This window comes from Amorphus sp. MBR-141 (assembly GCF_053628695.1).
In genome coordinates this window covers 286,442-308,462 of record NZ_JBRJGW010000004.1, presented here as the reverse complement: position 1 = coordinate 308,462, position 22,021 = coordinate 286,442, and the positions used below count along the sequence as shown (strand labels likewise).

Genomic DNA, 22,021 nt, shown 5'->3' with positions numbered 1-22,021 from the left:
CCTGATCCTGAAATGCAGAGAGGACTGACGCATGGGACTTTCACGACTGGGCGTTTCGGCGGCCCTTTTCGGCGCCGTCGCGGGTGTCGCCCTGAGCGCACCGGCTTTCGCGGGGCCTGTTGTCGTCACCGACATCGGCCCTGTGCAGGCGCTCGCGGCCCGCGTCATGCAGGGCGTCGGCGAACCGACCCAGATCCTGCCGCCGGGCGCCTCGCCGCACGGCTATGCCATGCGCCCCTCGGAAGCCGCCTCGCTGGCCGACGCCGACGTGGTGTTCTGGGTCGGCCCGGAGCTCACGCCCTGGCTCGACCGGGCGATCGACACGCTGGCCACCAAAGCCGAGGCCGTGGAGCTGCTGGAGGCTCCGGGCACCGTCCATCTGGCGTTCCGCGAAGGCGCGACGTTCGAGGCCCATCATCATGACGAAGACGGGCACGAGGCGCATGCGGACGGAGAGCCGGAGGGTCATGCCGAGGAGGATCACGCGCACGAGCACGCGGCAGAGACCGACGGCCACGATCACGACGATGACCACGACGCGGCGCATGGACACGACCATCACGGTGTCGATCCGCACGCCTGGCTCGATCCCGAAAACGGCAAGGCCTGGCTCGCCGCCATGGCCGGCGAACTGGCGAAGGCGGATCCCGCCAATGCCGAGACCTACCGCCGCAACGCCGCCGAGGGCCAGAGCGAGCTCGAAGCCCTGACGATCAAGCTCGAGGCGAAGCTTGCCCCGGTCCGCGGTGCTCCGTTCGTGGTGTTCCACGATGCCTACCACTACTTCGAGAACCGCTTCGACATCGAAGCCGCCGGCGCAGTGTCGCTCAGCGATGCCTCCAAGCCGGGACCCGCGCGGGTCGAAGAGGTTCGCAACACCATCCGCAAGCTCGATGCGGTCTGCGTGTTCACCGAACCGCAGTTCAAGCCGACGCTGGTCGCCACCATCGTCGAAGGCACCGACGCACGGGTGGCCACCCTCGACCCGCTGGGCATCAACCTCGAGCCCGGAGCGGCGCTCTATCCCGCCCTGCTGACGCAGCTTGCCGACAACCTGGTCGCCTGCCTGCACTGAGGCCCTCCTCGCCTGCCCGACGTCCGCCGGATCCGTCCGGCGGGCGTTTCCGTTTGCGCCGTCCGCGAAACTCCCAGAACATCAGGATTCCTGCGCCATTCGGCGACTTCAGCGCGTCGATTGACTCGGGGTGTACTACCGTAATACGGTAGTGCGAACGTTTGCACGATGGAGCCCGAAAAAGGGCCGCCGGCCGCAACGACGATCGGCAAACCACCAAGCGTTCGACCGCGGAAAGAACCGCGGTGCAGGGGAGGATACGGAATGCTCGATGCCGCATGGGCCGGTCTCGTTGCACTCGGGACACCGACGGTCGTGTTGTTCACGGTGGTCGGCATCGTCTACGGCATCATCATCGGCCTGCTCCCGGGGCTTGGCGGCATCGTCGCCATGGCGCTGCTGCTGCCGTTCACCTGGGGCATGGATTTCGCGGCCGCCATGTCGCTGCTGATCGGCGCGCACATCGCCACCATTTGGGGCTCCTCGGCCACCAGCATCCTGTTCCGGGTTCCGGGTGCCGCCAAGAGCGTCGCCCTCATCTTCGACGGCTACCCGATGACCCAGCGCGGCGAAGCGAGCCGCGCGCTGGGCGCCTCCGCCATGGCCGCGCTGCTGGGCGGCGTGTTCGGCGCCGTTTTCCTGGCGATCTCGATCCCGATCACCCGGCCGGTGATGATGGCCCTCGGCCCGGCCGAGTACCTGATGCTCGCGCTGTGGGGCCTGACGATCATCGCGACCTTCTCGGAAGGCTCGCTCTTGAAGGGCATGACGGCGGCCTGCCTGGGCGTGCTCACCGCGCTCATCGGCATGGACGTCGTCACCGCAACGCCGCGCTTCACCTTCGACAGCGTCACGCTGATGGACGGGATCTCGTTCCCGGTGGCGATGATCGGCCTGTTCGCCATCTCCGAAATGATGAAGCTGATGGTCAAGGGCGGCGCGCTGATCGAGCGGACCGTCACCGCGGAGAACAGCAGCGTCTGGCAGGGGGTGGGCGATGCCTGCCGCCACTGGGGGCTGGTGATCCGCTCCAGTCTGCTCGGCCTGTGGATCGGCGTGCTGCCGGGCATCGGCCAGAGCGTCGGCTCCATCGCCACCTACGCCCAGGCGCTCCGGACCTCCAAACACCCGGAGACGTTCGGCAAGGGCAACGTCGAGGGCGTGATCGCGCCGGACGCCTCGCTCGGCGCCAACGAGGGCGGCGGCCTGCTGCCGACGCTGGCGCTCGGCATTCCGGGCGGCGAAGGCATGGCGATCCTGCTGATCGCCTTTGTCGGGCTGGGCGTGGTACCGGGCCCGCAGATGCTCACCCAGAACCTCGACCTCGTCTACACGCTGGTGTGGATCGTCGCGATCGCCAGCATCGTCACCGGCATCTTCGCCATCATCCTGACGCCGCTGCTGGCCCGGGTTCCGACGCTCAACCCCAATGTCATCATCCCGCTGGTGCTGGCCGTGTGCGTGATCGGCGCCTACTCGGACCGGCGGGAAGTGGCGGACGTGGTCGTCGCCGGCGTATTCGGCATCATCGGCTACGTGATGGACAAGTACCGCTACTCGCGGGCCAACTTCGTCATCGGCATGGTCCTCGCCCTGCTCATCGAGCGCAACCTGCACATCTCCGTCGCGCTCTACGGCGACTGGTTCATCTTCAAGCGGCCGGTGGCGCTGGCGATGCTGGCGCTGATCATCCTCACGACGGTCTGGCCGTTCTACCGGAACTGGAAACGCGACAAGGAGCTGAAGAAGATCGCGCACGCCAGCCACGGGAGCGCGTCATGAGCCGCCGCATCCAGGAGAACATCGTCGCGGGGCTGATCCTGCTGCTGTTCGTCGCCGTGCTGATCGAGACGAGGAACTACGGCGCTCGCGCCAGCATGGTGCCGAACATCATCGCCGGCATCGGCATCGTGCTGATGACCGCCCAAATCATCCTGCAGAACCTGCGCTCCGAGGCGTCGATGCAGGTCGATCTGATGGAGCTGATCTCGCGGCGGGCGACCGGCGACGAAGAGGGCCTGCCGGAGCACCTGCGCACCGACCTGGCGGAAGCCAAGCAGAAGCAGTTCGTGGCGGCCGGGCAGAGCCGCGGGCCACGACCGGGCAGTTTCGCCCGCGAGCTCCTCGCCCTCGTCGTGGTGGCCTGCGCGATCGGGCTGTTCTTCCTGATCGGGCCGATCCCGACGATGTTCGTCTTCACCTTCGGCTACCTGACGATCACCGGCCACTTCGGTGCCGTCCGCGCCTTCGCGCTGTCGGCCATTTTCACCCTGTGCGTCTACGGGCTCTTCTACGTCTGGCTGCGGATCGACATGAAGCAGGGCCTCTTCGACCTGGGCTTCGGCCTCTGGTGAACCGGGCAACCGCGGCTGCCGCGCGACGGCCGCACCCCTATCAAGACCAAGACGCTGAACGCGCACTGAAGGGAGAGAAGCATGAAAAACCGGGAGGGATACATGCATAGGAAAGCCAAATCCGCCGTGGCGGGCCTCGCTGCGGCAGCGCTCGTGATGGGCGCCTCGATCACCGGCGCGCTGGCCGCGTCGGTCTACGAGGGCAAGGACGTGACGCTGATCGTGCCGAACTCGCCGGCCGGCCTGATGTCCCAGTACGCCCACACGCTGGCCCCGCACATCGCGGAGAACCTCGGCGCCCGCAACGTCCGCGTCGTCAACCACCAGGGCGGCGGCGGTCTCAAGGGATCGAATATCCTCTGGGAAGCCAAGCCCGATGGCATGACGTTTGCGCTGACGAACGTGCCGACGCTGCTGGTCGCCCAGCTGGCGGAGAGCCCGGGCGTGCGGTTCAACGCCACCGACTTCACCTATCTCGGCCGCCTGCAGGCCGACGCGCGGCTGATGTTCACCGGCAAGCCGTCGGGGCTCAAGACCATCGAGGACGTGCGCAAGCTCGACCGGCCGTTCGTCTTCGCCTCCCAGGGCACCGACGAGGACTTCTACACCATGGTCGTGCTCGCCGATGCGCTCGGCTACGACCTCAAGATCGTCACCGGCTACGAGGGCGACGCCGACACCTCGCTCGCGGTCATCCGTGGCGATGCCGACGGCCACATGACCACCTGGACCCAGTCGGCCCCGGCCGTCGAGGCGGGCGACAAGAACGCCGTGCTGACCACCACGTTCGAACGGTTCGAGGGCGCCCCGGACGTGCCGACGGCGCTCGAGCTGATCGACGATCCGGCCCTGAAGGCGAAGATGGAGGCCATCAGCTCCATCCTGGTGCTGAGCCGCGGCTTCTTCGGGCCCCCGGACATGGACCCGGAAGCCGCCAAGGAACTGCGCGCCGCCATCGAGAAGACCCTGACGGATCCGGCGACGCTGGAGGAAATGAAGAAGAAGGGCCTGCCGGTCGGCTACAACTCGGCGGAAGCCCAGAAGGAAAACGTCGACCGCGTGTTTGCAGCCGGCAAGGACCTGACGCCGATGTTCAAGGACGCGGTGTCGAAGATCCAGTAGCGGCGCAAGACCGCGACGGACACGCGTGCCTGCGGCCGCCTCTTCGGAGGCGGCCTCTTTTTTGGCCCCTGCCCCCTGTCGGAACGGACACGATGTCATGGACGCGTTTGTGGCGATGGTGCGCGAATTCGGACCGTGGACGCTGGTGGCGATCGCGCTCGCCGCGCTGGTCACGTCGACCATTCACGGCACGGTCGGGGTTGCCGGCGGGTTCCTGATGACCGCCGCGCTGTCGCTGCTGATCGGCGTGCGCCCGGTGGTGCCGGTGATGAGCATCGCCCTCGTCGTCAGCCACGGGGCGCGCAGCCTGATGAACGTCTCCGATTTCGACCGGCGCGTGTTCCTGGCGATCATGCTGCCGGCGATCCCGATGATCCTGATCGGCGGCGTGATCTACGCCGTGCTGCCGGTCGACTACGTCGCGCTGGTGCTGGGCCTCATCATCCTGAGCTCCATCCCGCTGCGCCATTGGGCGCGGGCCCGCAAGATCCAGGCGTCCCGCCGCACGCTGGCCGGCGTCGGCGCCGCCTACGGCACGCTCGCCGGTGCCTCCATCGGCTCGGCGATGCTGCTCACCCCGTTCATGCTGGGCGCGGGCCTGACGAAGGAAGCCTTCGTCGCGACGATGGCGGTCATCTCGCTGGCCACCAACCTGGCACGCATCACCGCCTTCGGTGGCGCCGATCTGCTGACCAGCGACTACGTGCTGCTGGGGCTCGCCGTGGGCATCGTCATGATCCCCGGCAACTGGATCGGGCGGACCTTCCTGCGCCGCATGGCGCCCGGCACCCACAGCGTGCTCATCGACCTGTTCGCGCTGATCGGCGGCGCAAACTTCCTGTGGCTGGCGTGGGCGGGATGACGGATCCGGAAGTCAGGCCGGCACGCCGGCGGTCGGGTCGAGCACGTGGCGGTGGGCGCCGCGGCCGAGCTGCAGCTCCGGATAGATCTCCGACAGCCGGCAGCCGTGATAGTAGGCCCGCTGGAAGGACGGCCGCGCCTGGACCGCGGCGAGCCACTCGGTGACGCGCGGACAGCCGTCCTCCCACAGCACCTCGAAGCCGATGTCCTCGTTGCGGTCGATCAGCGGCGCCACCGCGATGTCGGCGAGGGTGAACTGCTCTCCCATCAGCCAGGGGCCGCCGGAGGCCGCCAGCATGGCCTCCATGCGCTCCACCGTGGCGCGCAGGTCGCGGAAGGCGGCGTCCATCACGTCGGGCGGAAAGCCGTCCTGCTTGCTCATCTTCTTGTAGAAGCCCGACTTCACCGGCCGCTTGTTGGTCTTCTCGTCGAACTCCTCCTGGCTGAGCGCCTGGAACTTGATCCTGAGCCCGCCGTACTGGAATGACGGAAAGCGCGACGCCGGCGTGGTGACGAGATCTACATAGACGAGCCAGGCGCGCACCGTGGCCTGATCATACGGGTCGGCCGGCATCAGCGGCGGCTCGGGGGCGATCTGGTCGATGTACTGCATGATCACCGAAGACTCGATCACCGGGCGCCCGTCGTGGAGCAGCGTCGGGACGACGCCGTTGGGATTGAGCTTCAGGTACCAGTCGGAGAGATGGTCATGGTCCTTGGAGACGAGGCGCTTGTCGACCCAGGGCAGGCTCTTCTCCTCCAGCGCGATGCGCACCTTCAGGCTGCAGGTCGACTGGGAGAAATTGTAGAGCTCGAGCATGGCGGTCCCTCTCGGGGCGCGGCGCCGGGCAACCGCGCCCGCCCGGCGAGGCCGGGCGTGTTTCCTCCGCGGGCGCTCTCGTTTCCGATCGCCGGCCGGACGCCTCGCAGGGGGAAGACTACCGCGATCGCCCGCCGCTGTCGATCATCGTACTACCGTAATACGCCTATACAGCATGCGGGCGCCAGCACGTCGGGACCGGTTCGCCAGCCGCGTCCGCGCCCTGCGCACGACCCTAGACGGCCAGCGCCTTGAGGTCGGCTTCCGGGTCGGCGGCGACGTCGGGCGGAACGGTGATGCCCTTGTCGAGGAGGCGGCGGGCGGCGAGGTGGTCGGCCGGCGCGTTGACCGATTCCACCGCAATCAGCCGGCCTTTGCGGTAGAGGAAGACGGAGAACTTGTCGGCTGACGGGTCGCCCCGAAGCACCGTTTCGTCGTAGCCGGCCGACAGCCCGGCGATCTGCAGGCGCGCCGGGCCCTGATGGCTCCAGAACCACGGCAGGTTCGTGTAGGGCGCGGGATTGCCGGTCAGCCGACGGGCGATCGACCGGGCCTGGTCGTTGGCGTTCTGCACCGATTCCAACCGCACCCGCCCCTCGCCGTGGACGCACGGGAAGGACGCGCAGTCGCCCAGCGCCGAGATCGACGGGTCGGAGGTGAGGAGCATCTCGTCGACGACGATGCCGTCGCCGATCTCCAGTCCGGCGGCCTCGGCCAGCTCGACGTTGGGCACCACGCCGGCGGCGAGCAGGACCGCGCCGGCGGCCAGGCTGCGGCCGTCCGACAGCTCGACGCGGGCGCCGCCCGCCTCGTGAGCGATGGCGGTGACGCCGGTGTTCAGGTGGATGTCGGTGCCCATGCCCCGGTGCAGGGCCAGGAACCAGGCCGAGACCGGCTCCGACACGGCGCGCGCCATCACCCGGCCGGCCAGTTCGATCACCTCGACGGCCTTGCCCTTCTCGCGCAGGAAGGCGGCGATCTCCAGCCCGATGAAGCCGGCGCCGACGACCGCCACGTGCTCCAGGCCGGGGGCGCGCGCCAGGATGGCGCGGCAATGGTCGAGGCCGCGCAGCTCCATCACCGCCGGGTCGTCGAGGCCGGGCACCGGAGGCCGCCGGTTGCGCGCCCCGGTGGCAAGCGCGAGGTGGCCGTAATCCAGCCGCGTGCCGTCGTCGAGGCGGACGGCCTTGGCCTCCCGGTCGATGTCGGTGACGCGGCGGCCGAGCAGCAGCTCGATGCCGAGCTTCCCGTACAGCGCCTCGGCCTTCAGGAGCAGCGGGCTCGCGCCGTCGCCCTTGAGGAAATCCTTCGACAGCGGCGGCTTCTGGTAGGGCACGTGCGGCTCGTCGCAGACCAGCACGACGCGGCCCTCGAACCCCTCCTTGCGGAGCGAGTGCGCCAGTTCCGCGCCGGCATGACCGGCGCCCACGATGATCACGGCTTCGTTCGACATGCGGGCTTCCTAGACCATTTCCCGGCGAGATCGAAGCGGTCCGGCCGGCAAAAGTTGGGGGACGGGCGCTCCGGCCCCGATCCCCGCCCGCGGCGGACGCCGGGGCCGCAGCGCCGCGCAGCACCCGAGCTGCCCATCGCCTCATCAGAAACCGGATCGGCAGATCCCGCCGCTGCATCTGTTTTAGGCGATGTGCGCGGATTGTGCACATTGTCCTCTATAGGAGTTGACGACACTTTCCGGGATAAATACGCTCTCTTCTCATAGTCCATGAAAGGACTTGATGGAGGGAGGCCGGAGCTCATGAGCGACACGCACGGCGACGGCCGCACGGCGGGCGCGCATGCCGGCCGCAAGTCGAAGCACCGGCTGATCGCCGAACAGCTTCTCAGCGACATCGAGAGCGGCCGCTGGCGGCCCGGCGAACAGCTGCCCTCCGAGGAACAGCTGGCCGGCGAGACCGCCACAAGCCTCGGAACCGTGCAGCGCGCGCTCCGGAACCTGGTGGAGATGGGGGTCGTCGAGCGCCATCACGGGCGCGGGACGTTCGTCTCCGGCGCCCGCGCGCCCGAGCGGCACCTGCGCCACTTCCGCTTCATGGCCGAAGGCGGCACGCAGATCCTGCCGGTCTACTTCAACATCATCGGCATCGAGGTGACGCGGGACACGGGTCCCTGGAAGGACTTCCTGCAGGACCCCACCGACACCTTCGTGCGCATCCACCGGCTGGTGTCGGTGAACAAGGAATTCGAGGTGTTCAGCGAGGTCTACCTGCAGGAGCACCGCTTCGCCGAACTCGCGGCGGTGAAGAAGCCGGCCCTCGACGGCGTGTCGATCCGCGACATGCTGGCCGAGCGCTTCAACGCCCCCACCCTCAACATCCGCCAGACCATCGTCTGCGAGCCGCTGCCGCCCCGGGTGACCCGGCTGATCCACCAGCCGGCCGGCCAGTACGGCATGGTCTGGACGATCTGCGGCCTGAGCTACCGCGACACGCCGCTCAGCTGGCAGCGCGTGTTCGTGCCGCCCAGCGACCGGGTGCTCGACCTCGGCTCCGCGCCGTTCGCCGACGCCGCCCAGAAGCGCGGCCGATGACCAGAGCGGCGGCCCTCGACCCGATCATGCGGATCTTCCGCCTGGCACAGCTTCACGAGAGCGGGCGCCACCGAACCCGCCGGACCGACGGCCCCCGGATCACCGGGGGCTCCACCACCAGAGACAAGGATCGCACCATGGCATTCGCATCCCCCCTCCGTTCCCTGCGCGGCATCGGCCTGAAGGCCGCCGGCCTCGCGGCCGCGGCCCTGATCGCCTCGGCCGCCGTGCCGCCGGCGCTCGCCCAGGACATGCCGGAGCTCGATCTGAAGTTCGGCCACCCCTACAATGAAGACCATCCGCTGGCGAAGGGCGCACAGATGTTCGCCGACATCATCGCGGAGAAGAGCGGCGGCAAGATCACCATCGCGGTGTTCCCGAACTCGACCATCGGCTCGTCGCGCGACCTGGTCGAGGCGATGCAGATCGGCGCGGTCCACTTCGCCCTGGTGCCGACCACCAACGTCGCCAGCTTCTACGAGCCGCTCGACATCTTCTATCTGCCGTTCCTGTTCCGCGACAAGGAGCACGCCTACGCCGTGGCCGACGGCCCGGTCGGACAGAAGCTCTACGCCGACATGCTCGACAAGATCGGCATCCGGACGCTCGGCATGTACGAGAGCGGCTTCCGCACCATCACCACCCGCGACACCAAGGTGGAGATGCCCGACGACATGAAGGGCATCAAGTTCCGCGTCGTGAACAACCCGCTGAACGTCGACACCTTCAAGGCGCTGGGCGCCAACCCGACGCCGATGGCGCTGTCGGAGGTGTTCACCGCGCTCCAGCAGGGCACCGTCGACGGCCAGGACAACCCGGTCGGCAACGTCAAGGCGTTCGGCTTCGACAAGGTGCAGAAGAACATCACGCTCTCCCACCACCAGTGGGCCGGCATCATGTTCCTGGCCGACGACAAGATGTGGGCGGAGCTGCCGGACAACGTGAAGGAGCTGTTCGCCGAGACCGCGCTGGAGACCCAGGAGTGGGAGCGCAAGGCGCTGAACGAGCAGGAAGGCCAGTTCCTGGCCGAGATGGAAGCCGGCGGCATGGTGGTGACCCGGCTGACGCCGGAGCAGAGCCAGGCCTTCCAGGACGCCATGGAGCCGGTCTGGAACACCTACCGCGACAAGCTCGGCAACGACCTGATCGAGAGCGCCGTCAACGCCAAGTGAGGCTGGGCATCGCCCGCCCGCCCGCCGCCGGGGCGTTCCTCCGGCGGCGGTCTGCCGGCCGCCCCGGCCCGTTCCCGAACCGCAATCGGATCAGATCCTGCTTTTCCGAAGACGCATCCCGACCGATGGTGGCGGAGATCGACGAATCTCCGACAAGGACACGGGTCTCATGACGACACAGCCGCCCCGCACCACCATCGCCACCCCCGACGACCTGCGCGCCGTCTACCCCGAACCGCACGAAATGGCCCGGCTGAAGTGCATTCCGCGCCTCGACGACCACTGCCGCCGCTGGATCGCCCTGTCGCCGTTCATCGTGCTGGCGTCGACCGACGACGGCAGCCATGTCGACGTGTCGCCGCGCGGCGGCGAGCCCGGCTTCGTGCGGGTGGCCGACGACACCACGCTGCTCATGCCCGACGTGCCGGGCAACAACCGCCTCGACACGCTGACCAACATCCTGTCGTCGCCGGGCGTCGGCACGATCTTCTTCGTCCCCGGCTTCGAGGAGACCCTGCGGGTGAACGGCACCGCCGAGATCGTCCGCGACGCCGAGCTGTGCGCCTCGTTCGCCGAGCGCGGCCGGCCGGCGTCCGCGGTCGTCCGCATCACCGTGCGCGAGGTCTACTTCCACTGCTCCAAATCGCTGAAGCGCTCCGGCATCTGGCGCGCCGAAACCTATCCGGACCGCGCCTCCTTCCCCTCCCTGGTGGAGGTCGTCACCGACCAGATCCGCGCCAACACGCCGGCGGCGGAGCGGATCGCCGAGACGACGACCGACGGAGCTGGCACCGCATGACCGCAGCCCAGGAGCTCCGGCTCCCACCCTTTCCGCGCGAGGTGAACGCATGACGATGGTCCGCAAGGTTCTCGATGTCAGCGAAACCGTCCTGATGGCGGTGTGCATCGCCATGTTCGCGGTGATGGTGGGGCTCGGCGTCGCCACGGTGGTGTTCCGCTTCCTGCTCGACAGCTCGCTGGCGTTTCCCGACGAACTGATCCGCTATCTGTTCATCTGGCTGATCTTCCTCGGCTCGGCGGTGGCGCTCCGGCGCAATTCCCACGCCGCCATCGGCGTGCTCGTGGAGTACACGCCGCCGCTGGCGAAGCGCGGCCTGGTGATGCTGGCGACGCTGGTCAGCGCCTTCTTCTTCGTCGTGCTGATCGTCAAGGGCATCGAACTGACCATCCGGGTGCTGCCGCAGATCTCGCCGGCGCTGGAGGTGTCGATGGCCTGGGTCTACGCCGCCGTACCGGTCGGCGCCGTGTTTCTCCTCGTCTATTCGATCGAGGTCCTCGTCTGGCAGCGCACCGCGCCGGCCGACGAGCTGAGCACCATCGGCAACTGAGCGTGACGCCGCCCCGCCCTTCCGCAAGGACACCCCGCCCATGACGACCACTGCCGTGTTTCTGGTGCTCCTCGGGCTGATGGCCATTCGCACGTCGATCGCCGTGGCGCTCGGGCTTGCGAGCCTCGTCGGGCTGTGGCTGAGCGGCATCAGCCTGGAGATCGTCGTCCAGCGCATGGTGTCGACCAACAACTCGTTCCCGCTGCTGGCGATTCCCTTCTTCATCCTGGCCGGCGAGATCATGTCGACGGGCGGCATGTCGCGGCGGCTGGTGGCGTTCGCCGGCGCGCTGGTCGGCCATTTCCGCGGCGGGCTCGGCGCCGTGGCGATCCTGAGCTCCAGCTTCTTCGCGGCGCTGTCGGGCTCCAACGCCGCCACGGTGGCGGCGATCGGCGGCGTCATGAACGAACCGATGGCGGAAAAGGGCTACCGGCCCTCCTACACCGCGGCGACGATAGCCGCGGCCGGCGTCACCGGCATGATCATTCCGCCGTCGATCCTCCTGATCCTCTACGGCGTCGTCACCGGCGTCTCGATCGCCGACCTGTTCATCGCCGGCGTCGGGCCGGGCGTCCTGATCTGCGTCAGCCTGCTGCTGCTCAACTATTTCCTCGCCCGGCGCGAGGCCATCGAGACGGAACCGTTCCAGGGCGCCGGCGAGATCGGCCGCACCTTCAAGGCCGCGATCCGGCCGCTGCTGATGCCGGTGATCATCCTCTCGGGCATCTACGGCGGCGTGTTCACCCCCACCGAGGCGGCCGTCGTCGCCGTCGCCTACGGCCTGATCGTCGGCCTGGTGTTCCGGGAACTGACGCTGGCCGGCCTCTACCGGGCGTTCGGTCGCGCGGTGATCTCGTCGGCGGTGGTGATGTTCATCATGAACGCGGCCGGCGTGTTCGCCTGGCTGATCACCATCAACCAGATCCCCCAGTCGATCTCGGCGATGCTCGCCGACACCGCCGGCAGCCAGTTCGTCTACCTGCTGTTCGTCAACCTGTTCCTGCTGTTCGTCGGCTGCCTGATGAACGCGGCGGCGGCGATCGTCATCTTCACCTCGATCCTCTACCCGGCGGCGATGAGCTTCGGCGTCGACCCGGTCCTGTTCGGCATCATCGTCGCGGTGAACCTGTCGATCGGCACCGTGACCCCGCCGCTGGGCGTCGACCTGTTCATCGCCTCCGCCATCACCAAGGTGTCGATCGAGCGGATCGTCGTGGCGATCTGGCCGTACATCCTGGTGCTGGTGATCGACCTCCTGCTGATCACCTTCGTGCCGCCCATCTCCACCTTCCTGGTGCGCCTGATCGGCTGACCGACGCCGGGCGCGCCACCCTTTACCGCGTGAAACTCCGAGGATTGACCGAATGACCGACCGCTGCGCAGCCGAGCCGCAGACCGACCGCCCCTGGGACGACATGGACAGCGGCGTCATCCGCCACGCCATCCCGACCGGCCAGCTCGGCCGCGCCGAGATCTCGCCGACCGGGCGCTTCGAGGCCGGTTCCTACGCCTCGTTCACGCTCACCTATACGGCCGGCGTCTTCGGCATCGACGATTCCGGCAGCCTGCGCATCTGCTTCCGCTTCGCCTCCGACCAGAGCACGCCGCAGTTCGACGACCCGGCCGGCGCCAACTACTGCACGGTGGAGGCCTCCAACGGCGCCGTGCTGCAGGTCCGCTGGGACCCGAAAGCCAACGTGCGCCCCTGGGACCGCACCCTGTGGATCAAGGTCGTGCGCGGCTACCTGAAGGAGGGCGAGACCATCACCGTCCGCTTCGGCGTCACCGACCACGGCGGCCCGGGCATGCGCCTGCAGACCTTCTGCGAGGACACGTTCGAGTTCCGGGTGCTGGCGGATCCGATCGCCACCTTCAACTTCCAGCCGCTGCCCGAACAGCCGATGATCGCCATCGTCCCCGGCAAGCCGGAGCGCTTCGTGGCGGTGATCCCGACGCGGCGCCGGCCGGGCGAGACGTTCTCGCTCAAGGTGAAGGGCGAGGACCGGTGGGGCAATCCGTCCGACCAGTGCGACCGGACCTTCCGCCTGGAGGCGACGGGTCCGATCGGCGGCCTGCCCGAGACCATCATGCTTTCGCCCGGCGCCTTCGCGCTCGAGGTGCCCGGGCTCTCGGTTGCCGAGCCGGGGACAGTCGCCGTCATCCTGCGGGACGCGGCCGGCGCGGTCGCCTTCGAAACCAACCCGCTGATCGTCGAGGACACGCCCCTCGTCCACTTCTGGGCCGACCTGCACGGCCAGTCGGAGGAGACCATCGGCACCGGCAGCGCCGAGGCCTATTTCGCGTTTGCCCGCGACCGCGCCTTCGTCGACGCCTGCGGCCACCAGGGCAACGACTTCCAGATTTCCGACGCGTTCTGGGCCGAACTCAACCGGATCACCGAACGCTTCGACGAACCGGGCCGGTTCGTCGCCCTCCCCGGTTACGAATGGTCCGGCAACACCTCTCTGGGCGGCGACCGCAACGTCTACTTCCCGACCGAGGGCCGCACCATCCGCCGCTCGTCGCACGCGCTGATCGAGGACCGCTCGACCGCCGATACCGACTGCCTGACCGCCAACGACCTGTTCGCGGCGTTCGCCCGCGAGGGCGAGAGCGACGTCGTCTGCTTCGCCCATTGCGGCGGCCGCTATGCCGACATCGGCTACGCCCACGACGGGCGGTTCGAGCGCTCCGTCGAGGTGCATTCCTCCTGGGGCACGTTCGAGTGGCTGCTCCACGACGCCCTCGACCTCGGCTACCGGGTCGGCGTCGTCACCAACTCCGACGGCCACAAGGGCCGGCCGGGGGCGAGCTATCCCGGCGCCGGCAAGTTCGGCGCCATCGGCGGGCTCTCCTGCTACCTGATGGAGGAGCTGTCGCGCCCCGCCCTCCTCGATGCGCTGCGCAAGCGCCACCACTACGGCACCACCGGCGGGCCGGGCGGACGCACGATCATCGACCTCACGGCCAGCTTCCCGGCCGGCGGCACGCTCTATCACGACGATCCGGCGCTTTTCCCCACGTCGGAGGGACGTCCGGCCACCGAAGCGCTGATGGGCGACATCGTCCACCTGCCCGACGGCGACTTCACCCTTGACGTCGCGGTCGCCTCCAACGCGCCGATCGAGCGCATCGACATCTTCAACGGGCGCGAGCTGGTGGAGACGGTGCGGCCCTACGGCGAGGCCGATCTCGGCGCGCGCATCCGCGTGCTGTGGGAGGGGGCAGAGTATCGCGGCCGCTTCCGCGAGGTGATCTGGGACGGACACGCTCGCTTCGACGGCAACGCCATCGTCTCGGCCACGCCGGTGAATTTCCTCAACCGCGACAAGACGCTGTCGCGCCAGGGCAGCAACGGCCTGTCCTGGAAGGCGCTGACGACGGGCAACTTCGGCGGCTTCGACGTGGTACTGGAGAGCGGCGCGGACGGCGTGCTCAGGTTCGAGACGCCGCTGGTCTCGTTCGAGCTGCCGGTCGCTTCGATCGGGCTGGAGGACACCGTGTTCGACGCGTCCGGCGATCTGCCGCGGTTCGTGACGGCGTTCCGGCTGCCGGAGACGAACCCGCACCGCCGCTGCACGCTGTCACGCCCGATCGCGCTGAAGCCCGCAGGCGACAATCCGATCTACGTGCGCGTCACGCAGGAAGACGGCACCCGCGCCTGGACGAGCCCGATCTACGTCTATCGCTGATGTGAGGGGGAATGCGCCTGCCGGCGGATGCAACGGCGGGGGCGTCGATGGCCCGGGCTGATCAAGCCGGAAGCGGGGAAAGCGCCAGCGGCGCCGTGAATTGAATCGTCCCGCCACCAGGCTGCAATCGCCCGGTGGAACGGCCTCAGTCGATCTGAGGTTCGGCGGCGGCGCGCATCGGCACCATCGGCTCGGCGTTGTCGTTGCCGAGGCTCATCTCGGCGCGGCTGAGCGCCTTCAGCAGGTCGGCGCGGTGCACGGGCTTGCTGAGCAGCCCCAGCGGCTCCGGGTCGAACTCGCGGATGGTCTCGATCTTGTCGGCAAGCGTGCCGCTGGCAAAAATGCAGCGGACGTTGAAGTCGGCCTTGAGCTGGCGAGCGACGTCCACGCCGCAGTCGCCGCCGGCGAGCCGGACGTCCATCACGGCCACGTCCGGCCGGCAGGCATTCGCTTCGGAGAGGGCCTCGGCCTTGGTGCGGGCAATGCCCGTCACTTCGTACCCCGCCTCGGCGATCTCGTATTCGAGATCCTCGGCGACCAGCCACTCGTCTTCGACAATCAGCACTTTCATTCGAATCTCCCCCGGAACCTCCCGAAACCGGCAGCGATCGGCGAACTCATCCGATCGTCAGCCATAGCTTCAGGGTCAGCGCCTCGAGCCATTCCTTCTCATCCGGATCGTTCCGATCTCACTCTTTCGGATCGGTTCGATCTCAACGGGAATGGCCCTACCGACCAGCGACGTCAGCCGGTCGTTCATGCGTTGGCTCCAGATTCACGTAACCCACAGAGTCCTTGACGTTTAGCCCAATCCGGCGGCAAACGGCAAAGGCGACAGTGCACAGGCAACTCCCACGCGTGGATTTCGTTCCCAGCTAAGAACATTAGGTGGATTTCGGCAATTTTGCGTTAAGTTGCAAGCCCTCCTCGCAATCGAAATCCTTGGCTGACGGACCGGTACGGCAGACCCCTGAATTGTGATGGCCGGCACTTGGGGCCGACCGGCGGTGTGGCGCCTCGACCCGGGCGGAAGCCTCAGGCCGCCGCCGACGCCGCGTCCGACAGCGCCTCGGCGAGCAGGATCGAGAAGGCCTTCCCCGCCACCCGCGCGACCGTCGGATCCTTGGTGATCATCGCCGTCACGATCGCCCCGTCGATGAGCATCGCCGCCTGGTGGGTCAGGCCTTCCGGATCTGCGGCCCCCGCCTCGCGCGCCAAGCGGCGGATCTCGTCGAGGATGACGGTCTTGTGGGCCAGCGCCATGGCGCGCATCCGGTCGTCGGTCTTGGTCGCCTCGCCCACCGCGTTGATGAACGGGCAGCCGTAGAAGCGCGGCGCCGCGAACCAGGTCTCCAGGACCTTGAAGATGCGCTCCAGCTTGCGGCGGGCGCCACCGCGGGAGCGGTTCACCTCGGCGACGAACCAGGTGCGCCACGCCTCACCCTCCGCCTCCAGCACCGCTTCGACCAGTTTTTCCTTGGAGCCGAAACACTTGTAGAGCGTCGTCTTGGCCGTCCCGGCGGCCTCGACGATCCGGTCCACCCCGGTCGCGTTGATGCCGTCGCGGCAGAAGAGGGTGGAGGCGGCCTCCAGCAGCTTGTCCCGCGGGGTCGCCCCGAAGCGCGGCTCGAAGCCGCTCGCATCAGACATTTCGGCCTCGCCGCCCGAGAAGATGGTGGCACTTCAAGACGCAAACCCTCTGATCCAGCCCGACCGGAGCGGCGGGCGACCTTCGGTCGAAGCGGACCGTCGCGGCAACGCGCGATGCGCCGGGGGCGCGGTCGCTCGGAGCCGGCCCGCTACGGAACGATCTGTTTCCTCATACGCGCCTGCCGGAGATTCGGCAATCCGCGGGGCGCGCTCGGGCGGCCGCGCCGCGCGCCGAACGGGCACCGACCATCGGCGAGAACAGCATTTCCGCTTCGGCGCCGAAATTGGAATGCCGCTGCGTTTCATGACGAGACCGAGCCGCTAGGGTTGGGCGCAAACCATGGAGATATCCATGGCGCTCGAGCGAGGAAATGAGCGGATGCACATGCTGTAGGCGCATGGCGCGCCGTCGGAACCGCGTTGCGGGGGGCGCCCCGACGACCACGCGCACCTGAAATTACCTATGCAAGGCAGATATTTAGCCACTTCTTGGGCAGCGTGGCACAATTTTTGATATTGCCCTTCGGAAACAGACCGGTTTGTTTTTATCACCAGCCAGTCCAGATGGCGGCTGAATTCGAGGAGGGAGCGGCATGGCGCTTCGCGGCGCGCACATCCAGGTCGACCGTGTCAGCCACGCCTACAAGCGCGGCGGACCGCTCGCCATCCGCGACATCGCCTTCGAGGTCGAGCCGGGCGAGGCGCTCGTGCTGGTCGGCCGCTCGGGCTGCGGCAAGTCCACCCTCCTGCAGGTCCTCTGCGGGCTGATCACGCCCGGCCAGGGGCGTGTCCTCATCGACGGGCACACCGTGACCGCGCCGTCGCCCGACTGGGTGATGATGTTCCAGGCGCCGAGCCTCTACCCGTGGATGAGCGTCGAGCAGAACGTCTCGCTCGGCCTGCGCTTCTCCGGCCGCAGCAACGAGATCGCCACCCGGGTGCCGGAGGTTCTGGAGCTCGTGGAGCTCGCGGCGTTCGCCAAGCGCAACGTCCAGGACCTCTCCGGCGGCCAGCAGCAGCGCGTGGCGCTGGCCCGCTCACTGGCCCCGAACCCGCACGTGCTGCTGCTCGACGAGCCGCTGTCGGCGCTGGACGCCTTCACCCGCCACTCGCTGCAGCGCGACATCCGGCGCATCGCCTCGGAGATGGGCATCACCCTGATCCTGGTGTCCCACGACATCCAGGAGGCGGTGATGATGGCCGACCGGGCGCTGGTGCTGACGGCGCACCCCGGCGAAATCTCCGCCGAGATCGCCATCCCGATCCCGGGCGAACGCCTTCCCAACACCGCCGAGTTCGCCAGCGCGCGGGCCGAGCTGGTGCGCGCCTACGAGGACGCCGCCGGGCTCGCCATGGCCGACGTGGAGCGCCTGGGCGATCCCGCGCCGCCGCGCCACGACATTGCGCACACCAGCCGAGCCCGGGTCTGACCGGTGATGACATGCAACGAGAGGGGACATTGATGGGCGATCACGAGGACGACACGCACCGGGCCTGCGGCTGCCACCACGACCACGTGAGCGGCGGCGTCACCCGGCGCCAGACGCTGGACATGCTGGCCGCCGGCGGCCTCGCCGCCCTGATGGGCTCGCTCACCGCCGGGCTCGCGCGGCCGGCCTACGCCCAGGACGATGACGTGGTGCGGATCGGCTACCTGCCGATCACCGACGCCACCGCGCTGCTGGTCGCCCACGGCATGGGCTACTTCGAGGACGAGGGCCTGACCGCGGAGCGCCCGACGCTGATCCGCGGCTGGTCACCGCTGGTGGAAGGCTTCGCGGCCAACAAGTTCAACGTCGTCCACCTCTTGAAGCCCATCCCGGTGTGGATGCGCTACAACAACAACTTCCCGGTCAAGCTGATGGCCTGGGCCCACACCAACGGCTCGGCGCTGGTGGTCGGCGGGCATACCGGCATCCAGGACTTCTCCCAGCTCGGCGGCAAGCAGGTGGCGGTGCCGTTCTGGTACTCGATGCACAACATCGTGCTCCAGTACGCGCTGAAGAAATCCGGGGTCACGCCGGTCATCCGCTCGGCCACCGATCCGCTCGCCGACAACGAGTGCAACCTGCAGATCCTGCCGCCGCCGGAAATGCCGGCCGCCCTCGCGTCGCGCAAGATCGACGCCTACATCGTCGCCGAGCCGTTCAACGCCATGGGCGAGATGAAGGCCGGCGGCCGGGTGCTGCGCTTCACCGGCGACATCTGGAAGAACCACCCGTGCTGCGTGATCTGCATGCACGAGGCAGCCACGACGGAAAAGCCGGAGTGGATCCAGAAGGTGATGAACGCGCTGGTCCGCGCCCAGATCTACGCCTCCCAGAACCGCGCCGAGGCGGCGCTGCTGATGTCCAAGGACGGCGAAGGCTACCTGCCGATGCCGGCGCCGATCGTCGAGCGGGCGATGACCCACTACGCCGAGGATCCCGCCTACATCGACAGCGGCGCGATCAAGCACGCCGACTGGGACATCAACCGCATCGACTTCAACGGCTACCCCTACCCGTCGGCGACCAAGCTGATCGTCGACGCCATGAACGACACGCTGGTCGGCGGCGACACCACCTTTCTGGCCAATCTCGACCCCGAGTTCGTGTCCAACGACCTGGTCAACTACGACTACGTGAAGGCCGCCCTGAACGCCCATCCGGAATGGCTGAACGACCCGTCGGTGAACAAGGCCGACCCGTTCGTCCGCGAGGAGGTCCTTCAGCTGTGACGGTTTCAGGCGACATGGCGGAGAATGCCGTTCCCCTGTCGATGCGCGAGCCCGCATCGGCGGAGCGGCTGGCGAAGGCCGGCGAAGGCATCGCCTACGCGCTGGCGGGGATCGTGCTGCTGCTCGCGCTCTGGTGGGTGGGCGCCTGGCTCGTCCGCAACGATCCGCGGCTGTTCGCCTTCGCCGACTTCGCCCCCGGCCCGGCCTTCGCCCGCCTCGCCGACATGATCCGCGACGGCGAGGTCCGGGACATGAGCGTCCCGAGCCTCTACCGGGTCGGCGGCGGGCTCGCCTGGGCGATCTGCCTGGGCGTGCCGATGGGGCTGGCGGTGGGCTGGTTCGAGCCCGTGCGCAAGCTCACCAACGTGCCGTTCCAGTTCCTGCGGATGATCAGCCCGCTGTCGTGGATGCCGATCGCCATCATGGCCTACGCGACGTGGGACGGCGCCATCGTGTTCCTGATCTCCGTCGCCGCGGTCTGGCCGATCCTGTTCTCCACCGCCGCCGGCCTGAAGCGGATCGACCCGGCCTGGTTCAAGGTTGCCCGCAACCTCGGCGCGCGGCCCTGGCACATGCTGTTCACCATCATCCTGCCGGCCATCTCCCAGGACATCCTGACCGGCATCCGCCTCGCCCTCGGCGTCGCCTGGATCGTGCTGGTGCCGGCCGAGTATCTCGGCGTCACCTCCGGCCTCGGCTACGCCATCAACGACGCCCGCGACACGCTCGAATACGACCGTCTCGCCGCCACCGTCATCGTCATCGGGATCATCGGCTTCACGCTCGACAGCCTGCTTCAGCTCGCCATCCGGCGGCTGAACTGGGTGCGGGCCCGCTGAGACGGCCCGGCCACACCAACCTGGAAAAGGAGACGACCATGTCACAACCCGCAACCGCCCTCACCGGCTGCCTCGCCCCGATCGACAAGACCGGGCTGGAGGACCTCATCGCCAAGGGCAAGGCCAACCCCAAGGCCGTCAAGACGCTGAAGTGCAAGACGGTGGCCGAGGGCCGCTTCCGGCACGCCAACTACATCCGCGACCTGGAACCCTACATCGTCGACGAGCCGCCGGGCCTGCTCGGCGACGACACCGCGCCGAACCCGTCGGAGGCCTCGCTGGCAGCCCTCGGCTCGTGCGTCGCCGTCGGCCTGCATGCCAATGCAATCCATCGCGGCATCACCATCAACTCGCTGGAAGTCGAGCTCGAGGGCGACCTCAACATCACCGCCGTGTGGGGCACCGGCGACGTCACCGAGAAGCCGGTCGGCTTCACCGACGTCCGCATCACCGTCCACATGGACGCCGACTGCCCGCAGCAGGAGATCGACGACCTGATCGCGCACGTCTGCAACTGGTCGCCGGTGTTCAACACCTTCAAGCGGCCGGTGAACATGGTGGCAACGTCCGCCTGATCCCGATGAGGCCCGCCGCGCCGGGGCAACCGGCGCGGCGCCCCGTTCCGACAAGCCGGAGGCTCACCCATGTCCCTACAGCAGGTTTCGACGACGATGACGGCGTCGGCCGTGGTCGCGAACGGCGCCGACGTCCCGGCCTCGGTGCGCGACATCGCCCGCACCGAGCTGTCGCCGCTCGTTCAGGCGATCGACCGGGACGGGCTCTACCCGGAAGGCGTCATGCGCGCGCTCGGGGCAGCCGGGGCCTACCGCAGCCACCTGCCCGGCCTCGACGGCCCCACGCCGGACCTCCTGCGGTCCATCGAGGCGATGGCGATCGCCGGCGAACAGTGCCTGTCCACCTCGTTCTGCATGTGGTGCCAGGACGCGCTCGGCTGGTACATCTACAATTCCGGCAACGCGGCGCTGAAGGCCGAGCTCGGCGAGGGCGTGGCGTCCGGCGAGATCCTCGGCGGCACCGGCCTGTCGAACCCGATGAAGAGCTTCTACGGGATCGAGAAGCTGAAGCTGAAGGCCGAGCGCGTCGACGGCGGTTATGTGGTCACCGGCGCCCTGCCCTGGGTCTCCAATCTCGGCCCCGACCATTTCCTCGGCATCGTGTTCGCCGTTCCCGGCGACGGCGACAAGCGGGTGATGGCGGTGGCCGGCTGCGCCGACGATGGCGTGAAGATCGTCCAGAACGACCACTTCGTCGCGCTGGAGGGCACCCGCACCTATGGCGTGCAGTTCCGCAAGGCGTTCATCCCGGACGCCCGGGTGCTCGCCGATCCGATCACCGACTACCTGCCGAAGATCCGCGCCGGGTTCATCCTGCTCCAGTCCGGCATGACCACCGGCATGATCCGCTCCTGCGCCGACCTGATGCTGCAGATGCGCGCGCCGCTCGGCCACGTGAACGCCTACCTGCCCGACCAGCCGGAGGACTTCCTGGAGAAGCTCGCCGCGATGGAAGCGACGATCGCGGAGCTCTGCGCGACGCCCTACGAGACGGGCAAGGACTACCTCATCGCCGTCATCCGCGCGCGGCTCGAGGCCGGCGACCTGGCGGTGGCGGCCGCCCACAACGCGATGCTCCACTGCGGTGCCCGCGGCTACGTCGCCGACGGGGTCGCCCAGCGGCGCCTGCGCGAGGCCTACTTCTGCGCCATCGTCACGCCCGCCACCAAGCAGCTCCGCAAGATGCTCGCCGACCTCGGCGCGGCCTGACCCCGCATTGCGGCGCCGGCTCCGGCCGACGCCTTG

The 22,021-nt window shown here is 68.4% G+C and carries 20 protein-coding genes; 16 read left to right on the top strand and 4 right to left on the bottom strand.

What is annotated here, in order from left to right:
- The first annotated feature begins 31 nt into the window (after positions 1-31).
- From ACSSVZ_RS07995 to ACSSVZ_RS07975, 5 genes are all read left to right on the top strand, one after another.
- A complete protein-coding gene (locus ACSSVZ_RS07995; protein WP_453969269.1) occupies positions 32-1,075 on the top strand; it encodes a zinc ABC transporter substrate-binding protein in 1,044 nt (347 codons plus the stop codon).
- Between the two features lie 264 nt (positions 1,076-1,339).
- Positions 1,340-2,857 carry a tripartite tricarboxylate transporter permease gene (locus ACSSVZ_RS07990; protein ID WP_453969268.1) on the top strand — a complete coding sequence of 506 codons (1,518 nt, stop codon included), beginning with the start codon at positions 1,340-1,342 and terminating at the stop codon, positions 2,855-2,857.
- Complete coding sequence (locus ACSSVZ_RS07985; protein ID WP_453969266.1) at positions 2,854-3,429, top strand: hypothetical protein; 576 nt, start codon at positions 2,854-2,856, stop codon at positions 3,427-3,429. Before ACSSVZ_RS07990 ends, ACSSVZ_RS07985 begins: the two co-directional genes overlap by 4 nt.
- A 102-nt stretch (positions 3,430-3,531) precedes the next feature.
- Positions 3,532-4,551, top strand: coding sequence for a Bug family tripartite tricarboxylate transporter substrate binding protein (locus tag ACSSVZ_RS07980; RefSeq protein WP_453969265.1), 1,020 nt, complete (start codon positions 3,532-3,534; stop codon positions 4,549-4,551).
- A 97-nt stretch (positions 4,552-4,648) separates the two neighbouring features.
- Positions 4,649-5,413 carry a TSUP family transporter gene (locus ACSSVZ_RS07975; RefSeq protein ID WP_453969264.1) on the top strand — a complete coding sequence of 255 codons (765 nt, stop codon included), beginning with the start codon at positions 4,649-4,651 and terminating at the stop codon, positions 5,411-5,413.
- A 12-nt stretch (positions 5,414-5,425) separates the two neighbouring features.
- On the opposite strand, the gene ACSSVZ_RS07970 is transcribed toward ACSSVZ_RS07975, so the two are convergent.
- Complete coding sequence (locus tag ACSSVZ_RS07970; RefSeq protein ID WP_453969263.1) at positions 5,426-6,232, bottom strand: glutathione S-transferase family protein; 807 nt, start codon at positions 6,230-6,232, stop codon at positions 5,426-5,428.
- A 235-nt stretch (positions 6,233-6,467) separates the two neighbouring features.
- A complete protein-coding gene (locus ACSSVZ_RS07965; RefSeq protein WP_453969262.1) occupies positions 6,468-7,685 on the bottom strand; it encodes an NAD(P)/FAD-dependent oxidoreductase in 1,218 nt (405 codons plus the stop codon).
- A gap of 303 nt (positions 7,686-7,988) precedes the next feature.
- On the opposite strand from ACSSVZ_RS07965, the gene ACSSVZ_RS07960 reads away from it, so the two are divergent.
- The 6 genes from ACSSVZ_RS07960 to ACSSVZ_RS07935 all read left to right on the top strand — a co-directional run bounded on the left by ACSSVZ_RS07960 (position 7,989) and on the right by ACSSVZ_RS07935 (position 14,993).
- The gene (locus tag ACSSVZ_RS07960) at positions 7,989-8,780 is read left to right on the top strand and encodes a GntR family transcriptional regulator (protein WP_453969261.1); all 792 of its coding nucleotides are present in this window, start codon (positions 7,989-7,991) and stop codon (positions 8,778-8,780) included.
- A 137-nt stretch (positions 8,781-8,917) separates the two neighbouring features.
- Positions 8,918-9,952, top strand: a complete 1,035-nt coding sequence (locus ACSSVZ_RS07955; protein WP_453969260.1) for a TRAP transporter substrate-binding protein — start codon at positions 8,918-8,920, stop codon at positions 9,950-9,952.
- Between the two features lie 169 nt (positions 9,953-10,121).
- Entirely contained in the window at positions 10,122-10,751 is a 630-nt protein-coding gene (locus tag ACSSVZ_RS07950) for a pyridoxamine 5'-phosphate oxidase family protein (RefSeq protein ID WP_453969259.1), read from the top strand.
- A gap of 49 nt (positions 10,752-10,800) precedes the next feature.
- Complete coding sequence (locus tag ACSSVZ_RS07945; protein WP_453969258.1) at positions 10,801-11,301, top strand: TRAP transporter small permease; 501 nt, start codon at positions 10,801-10,803, stop codon at positions 11,299-11,301.
- 40 nt (positions 11,302-11,341) lie between these two features.
- Positions 11,342-12,613 carry a TRAP transporter large permease gene (locus tag ACSSVZ_RS07940; protein WP_453969257.1) on the top strand — a complete coding sequence of 424 codons (1,272 nt, stop codon included), beginning with the start codon at positions 11,342-11,344 and terminating at the stop codon, positions 12,611-12,613.
- A 52-nt stretch (positions 12,614-12,665) separates the two neighbouring features.
- Positions 12,666-14,993: a DUF3604 domain-containing protein gene (locus ACSSVZ_RS07935; RefSeq protein ID WP_453969256.1), complete on the top strand. Its 2,328-nt coding sequence runs from the start codon at positions 12,666-12,668 to the stop codon at positions 14,991-14,993.
- A gap of 145 nt (positions 14,994-15,138) precedes the next feature.
- On the opposite strand, the gene ACSSVZ_RS07930 is transcribed toward ACSSVZ_RS07935, so the two are convergent.
- Complete coding sequence (locus ACSSVZ_RS07930; protein ID WP_453969255.1) at positions 15,139-15,564, bottom strand: response regulator; 426 nt, start codon at positions 15,562-15,564, stop codon at positions 15,139-15,141.
- 464 nt (positions 15,565-16,028) lie between these two features.
- Positions 16,029-16,643 (bottom strand): TetR/AcrR family transcriptional regulator, encoded by a 615-nt coding sequence (locus tag ACSSVZ_RS07925; protein WP_453969254.1) that lies wholly within the window; start codon positions 16,641-16,643, stop codon positions 16,029-16,031.
- Positions 16,644-17,236: 593 nt separating this feature from the next.
- On the opposite strand from ACSSVZ_RS07925, the gene ACSSVZ_RS07920 reads away from it, so the two are divergent.
- From ACSSVZ_RS07920 to ACSSVZ_RS07900, 5 genes are all read left to right on the top strand, one after another.
- Positions 17,237-18,073, top strand: a complete 837-nt coding sequence (locus ACSSVZ_RS07920; protein ID WP_453969253.1) for an ABC transporter ATP-binding protein — start codon at positions 17,237-17,239, stop codon at positions 18,071-18,073.
- Positions 18,074-18,105: 32 nt separating this feature from the next.
- Positions 18,106-19,362, top strand: a complete 1,257-nt coding sequence (locus ACSSVZ_RS07915) for an ABC transporter substrate-binding protein (RefSeq protein ID WP_453969252.1) — start codon at positions 18,106-18,108, stop codon at positions 19,360-19,362.
- Between the two features lie 14 nt (positions 19,363-19,376).
- On the top strand, positions 19,377-20,201 hold the full coding sequence (locus tag ACSSVZ_RS07910; protein WP_453969306.1) for an ABC transporter permease: 825 nt from the start codon (positions 19,377-19,379) through the stop codon (positions 20,199-20,201).
- Positions 20,202-20,239: 38 nt separating this feature from the next.
- The gene (locus tag ACSSVZ_RS07905; protein ID WP_453969251.1) at positions 20,240-20,776 is read left to right on the top strand and encodes an OsmC family protein; all 537 of its coding nucleotides are present in this window, start codon (positions 20,240-20,242) and stop codon (positions 20,774-20,776) included.
- Positions 20,777-20,845: 69 nt separating this feature from the next.
- Positions 20,846-21,985: an acyl-CoA dehydrogenase family protein gene (locus tag ACSSVZ_RS07900; protein WP_453969250.1), complete on the top strand. Its 1,140-nt coding sequence runs from the start codon at positions 20,846-20,848 to the stop codon at positions 21,983-21,985.
- Positions 21,986-22,021 lie beyond the last annotated feature (36 nt).